The organism is Paraburkholderia elongata (assembly GCF_013177735.1).
Lineage (GTDB): Bacteria > Pseudomonadota > Gammaproteobacteria > Burkholderiales > Burkholderiaceae > Paraburkholderia > Paraburkholderia elongata.
Map to the genome: position 1 here is coordinate 1 of NZ_WOEZ01000296.1, position 8760 is coordinate 8760.

Consider the following 8760-nt stretch of genomic DNA (forward strand, 5'->3'; position numbering starts at 1 on the left):
GGCACCGCGTATCCGATCCCACTTCGCCGATTTTCAGCTACCCATATGCGCGCAGCCGCGAAGCGCTCGACGCGTTGTACCGCAATGGTGAACTGGACGAGTGGGATGGCGTGAAGCTGCGCTACGTGAACCCGGCCACGGGCGGCTGGCCCATGCCGGGCATCGCGACGTTCATGCAGTACCTGCCCGCAGGCTTCAAGGGCCGCCCCTATCGCAGCACCGACGCAACGGTTTACTGCGTCGTCGAAGGCAAGGGCACGGTCAAGATCGGCGACGACGAATTCCTGTTCGAGCCGCATGACGTGTTCGTCGCGCCGTCGTGGGCACCAGTGCGGCTCTCGGCATCGGCGGAAAGCGTGTTGTTCAGCTACTCGGATCGCCCTGTGCTCGCCGCACTGAATTTGCTGCGCGAAGAACGCAGCTAGACGCAGCCGTTTCACTTCTGCACGCCCTGCTGGCGGCACCTGGCGGCCTTCTTAAACCTGTCGAGTCTAAATCATCATGGCTTTTGTTTTCCCGCCCGCAGCGCCCATCGCTGTTCCCGTCGCCGGCGGCGACGCTCAATTCGCGGTGCGCCGCGTCTATTGTGTAGGCCGCAACTATGCGGCGCATACGCGCGAAATGGGCTTCGATCCCGATCGCGCACCTCCGTTCTTCTTCTGCAAGCCTGCCGATGCCATCGTGCCCGTCGCTTATGGCGAAACACTCGAACTGTCTTATCCGTCGCAGACGCGGAACTACCACTACGAAGCCGAACTCGTCGCCGTGATCGGTAAGAGCGGCTCGGACATCGGCGTCGAGCAGGCGCTAGACCACGTATGGGGTTACGCCGTCGGCCTCGACATGACACGCCGCGATCTGCAGATGAAGATGCGCGAAATGGGGCGTCCGTGGGAAATCGGCAAGGCGTTCGACCGCTCCGCGCCGATGGGGCCGATTCACCCCGCCAGCGCAGCCGGTCACTTCGAGAAGGCTGGCCTCTGGCTGACGGTCAATGGCGAGACGAAACAGGAGAGCGACGTGTCGCATCTGATCTGGTCGGTCGCGGAGACGGTGGCATATCTGTCGAAATTCTTCCGCCTCGAACCGGGCGATGTGATCTTCACGGGGACGCCCGAGGGTGTCGGCGCGGTGAGGGCGGGCGACACGATGAAGGTCGGCGTCGATCGTCTGGGTGAAATCGCCGTGAGCGTCGTTTGACGTCAAGCGTTGCAATTGAAGGAAGAACTCGCCGTGCAACTCCATGGCTTCTTCAACAGTTCGACGTCGTACCGCGTACGCATCGCGCTCGCCCTCAAGGGGATCGCCTACGAAACGCTGCCCGTCAACAATTTGCGCCGGCGAGCATCGCGCCGCCGATTACGTGGCGAACGTGAACCCGTCCGCTTTGGTACCTACGCTGATCGACCGGGATTTCAGACTCGGTCAGTCGCTGGCGATCATCGATTACCTCGATCGGCAGTATCCTGAGCAGCACTTGATCCCGCTCGAACCACACCTGCGCGCCCGCGTGCTCGAACTCTCGTTGCTGATTGCCTGTGAAATCCATCCCGTCAACAGTGCAAGCCGCTGCGCCGCCAGGCTGAGACCCTGGCGCGTCGTTACCTTCTCGTCAGCGTGTGGCTCCACGAAATTCAGTGTGCGCGCAACCTTCGGTTCAGTGAGCACGCAACCTTCGGTTGACGAAGCGCCACACGGCGCTCACCAGCAGCGATCCTACACCGAGCGAGACACCCAGCAGCACGATCGAACTCATATGATCGCGCACCAGCGGCACATTGCCGAACAGATAGCCGGCCGCTACCAGCGACACGATCCACAGCGCCGCGCCGGCCGTGACGAACGACACGAAACGAGCAAACGTCATGCGCGAAACGCCGGCGACGAACGGCGCGAAAGTGCGCACGACGGCAATGAACGGCGACAGCAGAAAGGTGAGGCCGCCGCGTGCTTCGTAAAACGCGTGCGCTTTACGCAGCGCGTTCTTGTCGAGCCAGCGATAGTCGGCGGTATAGACTTTTTCGCCGATTGCACGGCCGATCGCGTAGCAGACTATGCTGCCGGCAACGGTGGCGGCAAACAGCACGGGGATCACGAGCCAGACGTTCAGCGCGCCGGTGGCGGCGAGACCGCCACAGATGAAAATCAGCGGATCGCCAGGCAAAAAGAATAATGGCAGGAAGCCGATCTCCACGAACACTACGAGAAACAGCATCGCGTAGACGGCGGTGCCGTATTGCACGATCAAACTGCTCAGGTGCTGGTCGAAGTGCAGGGCGACCTGCAGCAGATGCATGAGATCCATCTTGGTTCGTAGGGGATTTGGGTGTTCAGGAGTTTAGTCCCGTGGCGGCGCGGGCACTTGTTTTTTTCGAGGGGGTGATGTCAATATCGGGGCGTGTCTTTCAGAACCACCCCTAAAAAAACCTACGAAACGCTTATGCAACACGCTTCCAACCTCACGTTCCGCCTTGCCGCGCCGCACGATGCGCACGCTATCCGTACGATCGAATTCGAGGCTGGCCAGCGCTTTGCCAGTGTCGGCATGATCGGTATCGCCGATGCACCGCCGATGGAGTTGGAACTCGTCAACCGCAAGATCGACGCGCGGCAGATCGTCGTCGCCGTGGATGCCGACGAGACCTGTGTGGCGTTCGTGATGTTCGAGCCGCAGCCCGCGCATTTCTATGTTCAGGAACTCGATGTGCTGACTTCGCATGCCGGACAACGCATCGGCGCGGCGCTGATCGAGCAGGTCGCGCAACTCGCGCGTGCGCGACAGATAACGCAACTCACGCTGTCGACGTTTCGCGAGGTGCCGTGGAACGCGCCGTACTATCGGCGGCTCGGCTTTCGCGACATCGCGGAGGCCGATCTCGATGCGACGCTGATCGCGCGGCGCGACGCGCATATCGCGCGAGGGCTCGACGAATCGAAGCGCGTGTTCATGCGGCGTGATCTGGCATGACGGTGGGCGTGAGCGCTTAGATTGCTTGTAGTGCGGGCGGTGTGCGCTGGTCGCAACGGCCAACGCATGAAAAAACGCGGCGGGCATGGCCGGACATCGTTCCGGTCACACCCACCGCGTGGTCTTGCTGCGTACTACGAGTAACCAGCCGCTTTAACAAAGCGGCTTACGCCTCCGCTGACTTCAACTGCTTATAACTGCTTATTCCACCGCTTCCAGCGTCGGATAGTCCACGTAGCCGGTTTCGCCGCGTGCATAGTACGTCGCCGGATTCGGCTTGTTCAGCGGTGCATTCGTCGCGAAGCGGCGCACCAGATCCGGATTCGCGATGAACAATTGACCCCATGCCACCGCGTCTGCTTCACCCGCGTCGAGCACATGCTGCGCGGTTTCCTTGGTGAACTTTTCGTTCGCGATGTAGGGGCCGCCAAATGCCTTCTTGAGTTGCGGGCCGAGGCGGTCGTCGCCGAGCGCTTCGCGGGCGGCGATGAACGCAATCTTGCGCTTGCCGAGTTCGCGTGCCACATAACCGAAGGTGGCTGCCGGATCCGAATCGCCCATGGCGTGCGCGTCGCGGCGCGGTGCAAGGTGCACGCCGACACGGTTCGCGCCCCAGACGCCGATACAGGCATCGGTGATTTCGAGCAGCAGGCGGGCGCGGTTTTCGATCGGGCCGCCATAAGCGTCGGTACGCTTGTTGGTGCTGTCTTGCAGGAACTGATCGAGCAGATAGCCGTTCGCGCCGTGCACTTCCACGCCGTCAAAGCCCGCTGCCTTCGCGTTTTCAGCGCCCTTGCGGAACGCCTCGACCACACCGGCGATTTCGTCGAGTTCGAGTGCACGCGGCGTCACGTACGGACGCTCCGGACGCACCAGGCTCACGTGGCCTTGTGCTGCGATCGCGCTCGGCGCAACCGGCAATTCGCCGTTCAGGAACAGCGGGTCCGAAATACGGCCGACGTGCCACAGTTGCAGGAAGATCTTGCCGCCGGCTGCGTGCACGGCGTTCGTCACGATCTTCCAGCCTTCTACCTGTTCCTGCGACCAGATGCCCGGGGTTTCGGCGTAACCGACACCTTGCGGCGTGACGGAAGTGGCTTCGCTAATGATCAGGCCTGCCGTGGCGCGTTCGGCGTAGTACTTCGCCATCAGCGCGTTCGGCACGCGGATTTCTTCGGCGCGTTGGCGCGTGAGCGGCGCCATGATGATGCGGTTCGACAACGTGATGTCGCCAATCTGGAGCGGGTCAAAAAGAGTCGGCATATGAGTTCACCTTAGGTGGCGGGCGCGTGGCCCGGGCCTTAAAAAACTGCATGATGAAAGAAGCGCGGCGATGCGGATGACGCGTTCAGAGCCCGGTGTTCATGTACTCGAGAAAGGCCTGAATGACGGCCTCGTTGCGTTTGAAAAATACCCATTGACCGACCCGCTTCGACGTGACGAGACCCGCGCGCTGCAAGGCGGCAAGGTGCGCCGACACGGTGGACTGCGACAGGCCGCAGTGCGCGTCGATCTTGCCGGCGCACACGCCGTGATCGAGCGGCAGTTCCTGGTCGGAAAAATGCGCGTGCGGCTCGCGCAGCCAGCCGAGAATCTCCCGCCGTACGGGGTTGGCAAGCGCTTTGTGAATCGCGTCGATATCAAGCGTCATGTGGGTCGGTTTTCGGGTCATCAACTTCAGGGCATCAACAACAGGCAGACGTGGCGCCGGTTAGCGGCCACGACTCTGCATCGCTACAAGACGAATCATATATCGGAATTTGACGATATGCATGAAACCGTTACTGGCTATGGGGTCGATAGTGTGAGCACACAAATAAGCCTGCACTTTCGACACGGACCACATTTCGCACAAAAAAGAACGCAGCTCATATTCCATAATGTGAAATTACGCCCGGAAATCAGCTGTGCCCGCCGATCGGTGCGCTGTTGCGCTACCGGACGCGCATCGTGCGCGTCATCGCAGAAGCGCGGGGGCAGCGCGCGATGATCGAATCGCTCGACATCACGGGCCAGACCTTTGTCAGCGCCGTCAAGTGGAACAGCCTGCGTGAACTCGGCGCCCAGCTTTTCTAGTCCGACGCTGCCTTCAGTTGAGCGGGTTCCGAACCACCAGCTGATTGCGCCAAGACGAACTTCCAGTTTCAACCCGAAACGATTGCCGCAACCTTGACGCGAGTGACGTATCCACGTCGGTGTGGATGCGGATTTATGCCTCTTCTATACTGGCGCGCATGTCAATAGAGAGAACACCATGAGACGTGTGATCGTCCGGCGATCGTCTGTTCACGGCAGGGGCGTGTTCGCCGCTCGGCCTCTCGCCGCAGGCGAGCGCGTGCTGCAGTACAAGGGTGAAATCACGTCATGGCGCAATGCGGTGCGCCGTCACCGACGCGAAGGCGTTGATGGACATACGTTTCTGTTCGGACTATCGGACGGGACCGTGATCGACGGGAGTCGCGGTGGCAATAGTGCACGCTGGCTCAATCACGCCTGCGCACCGAACTGCGAGACCATCGAGGATCAGGGACGGATTTTCATTCATACGCTGCGGGCAATCGAGCCGGGCGAAGAACTGTTCATTGAATATCTGCTGGCGATTGACGATCCTGCGAATGAAGAGGTTCGGGCCCAGTACGCCTGCCGGTGTGCGGCATCGGGCTGCCGTCAGTCGATGCTGGCGGACGCAGCATGAACGGCTGGCTGCGCAGGTAAGAGAGGGCAGCGCCGCTCCCGTGGAAAACGACCTCGTTGCGAGGCGGCCGAACGATGGCATTGTCCGGATCGGCGTGGATGTGGTTGTCCATATCGATGTGCTGAAGCCACCCTTGCCAAAGGGAGATGCCTCCGACGGTGCTGCTGACGCAAACACGAAGAAACAGATGTCGCTGGATCTCGACGATTTGTGGTGACGTCGACGCCAGCGCGTATCGTCGACAGATACAGGGGAGCGGCCTTATGCAGAAGCGGAAGTTCGCACGGAAGAGGGCGGGTGAAGTGAGTCTGCCTGAACTGCTGGACCGGCTTGAACTGGCATTGACCGAGGTGCCAGCCCGCATTTCGGTCTGCAGAGCGCTGTCGGATCTGAACCGGCGGCTCGGCTCGACCAGCGACAAAACGGCTGCACGGGCCAGTCGATCTGCGTCGCCGCGGCGTCGGCGCCAAACTGCCGTCGAAACTTTGCCACTGTTTTCTTGACCACGCTCGGACCATGAGCTTTCGATGGCGTTTCTACGGAGCAGGCGGGCGACTTTTCGATAGTTTTCGCGAACACTTCGCATCGGGCTGAGTTCCGCCAGAAGCGGTCGTCCAAAAAGCCCGTGCGAAAGCTTGGCTCTAATCTTAAGCGGATGTTAATTCCGGACGCTGAACAGCGAGGCGCTGGGAATACAGGTCGAGGAGGCACGCGATGCATCTACAGCTGTTGATGTTCGCTAATTCCGCTAGCCATGTTCATAGCTTGCGCTAATGAAAGAAAGCTCGTGGCGCGCTCCAAATAAGGCTGGCAGGGCGGAGGTCTGGTTTTGCCGCCGTTGCGTTTCAGCAACGGGCGACCCGCCACGTGTCCGCTAATTTTGCTAGCGCATTCAACGTGTCCATTAATTCCGCTAATGCGGCTGTTGGGCCACTCAACAGGTGAGTATGGGTAGGGCCGCAGCGGGCGTAAATTTCAACAGTCGTTCCTGCGATCATATGACGCCACTGGGCTCCGGGCACCGACGAAAAATGGCGTACTGTAGGGCACTTTAGGTGTTGCTCGGCGGCCTTCCACATTCCGCAGTTGGATGTCTGAAACCGCACTCTCGCACTCCGCTTCATCGTCCGTGCCAGACAGTGAGCGCGCGTCGAGCTTCGACAGACGCGCTCGCGGAAATAGTGGACATCCATTAGCGCCTCTGTGGACACGGCTAGCGGAATTAACGAACTTCAACACTCGCTCGTCCATACCATGCCGAAACACACCGGCGATGACGCAAATCATCTCATCGATCGTGTCGTCGTTCCCCATCCGCCGGGCTTTGCAACTTCCTTAAATCGCGTTCCTACGTTCCCGATCACAAATCCGCAACCAGTAGCAGCTAGCTGCGGGGGCCGATGGCCCTCAGCCTTTTCGAGAATGGTCGCCGAAAAGATCGGCAATGCATTGCCGTAACCAGCGATGTCCTGCATCGTGGTGGTTACGGCGATGCCAATGCTGGCTGACCGTATAGGTTTCCATCTTTATAGGTAGCGGCAAAACAACTAGCGGTCTGTCTGCAGCCAGCGCCCGTGCCATTCTTTCTGGAATGAGGGCAACATGTTGGGTTCCCGCTACGACCTCCGCCAATCCGAGAGCGTCAGGCATCAGGATCGCAACCTTTGGCGTCACCCGGGCACGGCCAAGCGAGCTTGCAAGCAGAGGAAATGAGTTTCCGGTTCCCGCCACCTGAACAATTGTCACGGTTTGCAGCATCTGCAAAGTGAAACGTGTTCGCACGACTGGATGGTCATTTCGCACAAGACAGCAAAACCGTTCGCTGAATAATCCTTGGTGAAATAGTCCCTGCTTTCTGAGTGTCATAAAACCAAATGCGAGGTCGATGTCACCTGCCTCCAACGCCTCTGGCGTATCTGAGGTAATGTCGCGTACATCGAGCGATATATGGGGCGCGGTCTCAGCCAGAAACCGTGCCAATGGGGGCAAAACCACGGGCTTACCTCCATCGGCTATCGCTAGCTTAAACCGTCGTTCGGCACGTTCGGGCGAAAAGGCAGGTACCTCTTCCTCAGCATGATCCAGAAGTCGAAGCGCCTCATGGATCGGATTAATGAGCATGGAAGCCCGCGCGGTCGGCTGCATTGTCTGTCCGCTGCGAACGAAAAGAGGATCTCCGTAGTGTTCACGTAGCCGCGACAGAGCAATACTGATACTGGGTTGTCCTGCTGCCAATGCCTCTGCAACACGTGACACGCTGCGATGCTCGTACAGTAGAACAAATATCTTGAGATGGCGAAGATCGATGTCAGAAGGGGGGCGCATACACTATTCGTCCAATTGAATAACTTATCGCTCTACGGTGTGGCCGATCTCGTGTGCACCTGTATCGTAACGCGTGAAAAACTCTCATCGCTATGGACACCTACACTTTACCCGCACCGCCGCCTCAGTCGACCTTGAAGCTGACCCGCCATCGGGGCTGAAAAAACCAGATTCACTGCTTCGGAAGTAACCTTTGGACATTGAACGACCTTGAGGTGAAAACGAGAACCGTTGTCCATTTTTTAGGAGCGTTTGCCGAGACCGGCAATTGACGTCTGGTCGTCATTACCCAGATGGAGGTTCTCGGATTCCCGTGCGATCGGCTTGCCGCCATAGCCATTGAGATGGACGGGTCGAGAGTTATCACGCACTTTACAATTTCGTGATAGTGCGCCGATCCGCACATCGCGTTCGAGGCCGAGTAGCAGATAGTTCAAGGTCATGCCATGACGCCTTTCACGTTGCCAGTGGCGATGTCATTCATGTCTCTCACACTTCTGTCGCAGGTGACAACGCCCCAACTGCCATCCTGATAACGGATCGGGTTCCTGATACCACTTATGGTGGAAGGTCGTCTGACTATTCTCAATTAGGAATAACCAGAGCTGAGTCAGTTTGAGCTTGCAGCATCGCAACGGACATGGGCTAACTCCGCGATTCTCACGTATGAAATGTTCCCAGTTGCGGATTTTTCCCCGGAAAATGCGTCATCTTCCCTTCGACGATCGAATCACCGCCGCTTCAGATCTGGGTGAATCATTTTTTGGAGGCT

10 protein-coding genes and 2 pseudogenes are annotated in these 8760 nt (G+C 59.1%); 7 read left to right on the plus strand and 5 right to left on the minus strand.

Features of this window, described 5'->3' with window-relative positions:
* The 3 genes and pseudogenes from GNZ13_RS47925 to GNZ13_RS47935 form a co-directional block, all read left to right on the plus strand.
* Positions 1 to 425: pseudogene (locus tag GNZ13_RS47925) on the plus strand (gentisate 1,2-dioxygenase); the annotation flags it as partial.
* 76 nt (positions 426 to 501) lie between these two features.
* Positions 502 to 1200 (plus strand): fumarylacetoacetate hydrolase family protein, encoded by a 699-nt coding sequence (locus tag GNZ13_RS47930; protein ID WP_172178184.1) that lies wholly within the window; start codon positions 502 to 504, stop codon positions 1198 to 1200.
* Between the two features lie 33 nt (positions 1201 to 1233).
* A pseudogene (locus GNZ13_RS47935) lies at positions 1234 to 1561 on the plus strand (glutathione S-transferase N-terminal domain-containing protein); the annotation flags it as partial.
* Positions 1562 to 1657: 96 nt separating this feature from the next.
* Here GNZ13_RS47935 and GNZ13_RS47940 read toward each other — a convergent pair.
* A complete protein-coding gene (locus GNZ13_RS47940) occupies positions 1658 to 2305 on the minus strand; it encodes a VTT domain-containing protein (RefSeq protein ID WP_172178186.1) in 648 nt (215 codons plus the stop codon).
* A 135-nt stretch (positions 2306 to 2440) separates the two neighbouring features.
* Here GNZ13_RS47940 and GNZ13_RS47945 point away from each other — a divergent pair, with 135 nt between their 5' ends.
* Positions 2441 to 2968, plus strand: coding sequence for a GNAT family N-acetyltransferase (locus GNZ13_RS47945; RefSeq protein WP_172178188.1), 528 nt, complete (start codon positions 2441 to 2443; stop codon positions 2966 to 2968).
* A gap of 201 nt (positions 2969 to 3169) precedes the next feature.
* Here GNZ13_RS47945 and GNZ13_RS47950 read toward each other — a convergent pair whose 3' ends face one another.
* Positions 3170 to 4231: an alkene reductase gene (locus GNZ13_RS47950; protein ID WP_172178190.1), complete on the minus strand. Its 1062-nt coding sequence runs from the start codon at positions 4229 to 4231 to the stop codon at positions 3170 to 3172.
* Between the two features lie 85 nt (positions 4232 to 4316).
* On the minus strand, positions 4317 to 4619 hold the full coding sequence (locus GNZ13_RS47955; RefSeq protein WP_172178207.1) for an ArsR/SmtB family transcription factor: 303 nt from the start codon (positions 4617 to 4619) through the stop codon (positions 4317 to 4319).
* Positions 4620 to 4918: 299 nt separating this feature from the next.
* Between GNZ13_RS47955 and GNZ13_RS53695 the strand changes: the two genes are divergently transcribed.
* The 3 genes from GNZ13_RS53695 to GNZ13_RS47970 all read left to right on the plus strand — a co-directional run bounded on the left by GNZ13_RS53695 (position 4919) and on the right by GNZ13_RS47970 (position 5880).
* Positions 4919 to 5044, plus strand: a complete 126-nt coding sequence (locus GNZ13_RS53695; protein ID WP_268959249.1) for a hypothetical protein — start codon at positions 4919 to 4921, stop codon at positions 5042 to 5044.
* 178 nt (positions 5045 to 5222) lie between these two features.
* Positions 5223 to 5663 (plus strand): SET domain-containing protein, encoded by a 441-nt coding sequence (locus GNZ13_RS47965; RefSeq protein WP_172178199.1) that lies wholly within the window; start codon positions 5223 to 5225, stop codon positions 5661 to 5663.
* Between the two features lie 40 nt (positions 5664 to 5703).
* Positions 5704 to 5880, plus strand: a complete 177-nt coding sequence (locus tag GNZ13_RS47970) for a hypothetical protein (RefSeq protein ID WP_172178201.1) — start codon at positions 5704 to 5706, stop codon at positions 5878 to 5880.
* Between the two features lie 1190 nt (positions 5881 to 7070).
* On the opposite strand, the gene GNZ13_RS47975 is transcribed toward GNZ13_RS47970, so the two are convergent.
* Positions 7071 to 7988, minus strand: a complete 918-nt coding sequence (locus GNZ13_RS47975; RefSeq protein ID WP_172178203.1) for a LysR family transcriptional regulator — start codon at positions 7986 to 7988, stop codon at positions 7071 to 7073.
* A gap of 242 nt (positions 7989 to 8230) precedes the next feature.
* The gene (locus GNZ13_RS47980) at positions 8231 to 8431 is read right to left on the minus strand and encodes a hypothetical protein (RefSeq protein WP_172178205.1); all 201 of its coding nucleotides are present in this window, start codon (positions 8429 to 8431) and stop codon (positions 8231 to 8233) included.
* Positions 8432 to 8760 lie beyond the last annotated feature (329 nt).

Coding starts and splice junctions, on each gene's coding strand:
- GNZ13_RS47930 (WP_172178184.1), top strand. CDS start 502: ATGGCTTTTGTTTTCCCGCCCGCAGCGCCCATCGCTGTTCCCGTCGCC.
- GNZ13_RS47980 (WP_172178205.1), bottom strand. CDS start 8,431: ATGACCTTGAACTATCTGCTACTCGGCCTCGAACGCGATGTGCGGATC.
- GNZ13_RS47955 (WP_172178207.1), bottom strand. CDS start 4,619: ATGACGCTTGATATCGACGCGATTCACAAAGCGCTTGCCAACCCCGTA.
- GNZ13_RS47940 (WP_172178186.1), bottom strand. CDS start 2,305: ATGGATCTCATGCATCTGCTGCAGGTCGCCCTGCACTTCGACCAGCAC.
- GNZ13_RS47950 (WP_172178190.1), bottom strand. CDS start 4,231: ATGCCGACTCTTTTTGACCCGCTCCAGATTGGCGACATCACGTTGTCG.
- GNZ13_RS47975 (WP_172178203.1), bottom strand. CDS start 7,988: ATGCGCCCCCCTTCTGACATCGATCTTCGCCATCTCAAGATATTTGTT.
- GNZ13_RS47945 (WP_172178188.1), top strand. CDS start 2,441: ATGCAACACGCTTCCAACCTCACGTTCCGCCTTGCCGCGCCGCACGAT.
- GNZ13_RS47965 (WP_172178199.1), top strand. CDS start 5,223: ATGAGACGTGTGATCGTCCGGCGATCGTCTGTTCACGGCAGGGGCGTG.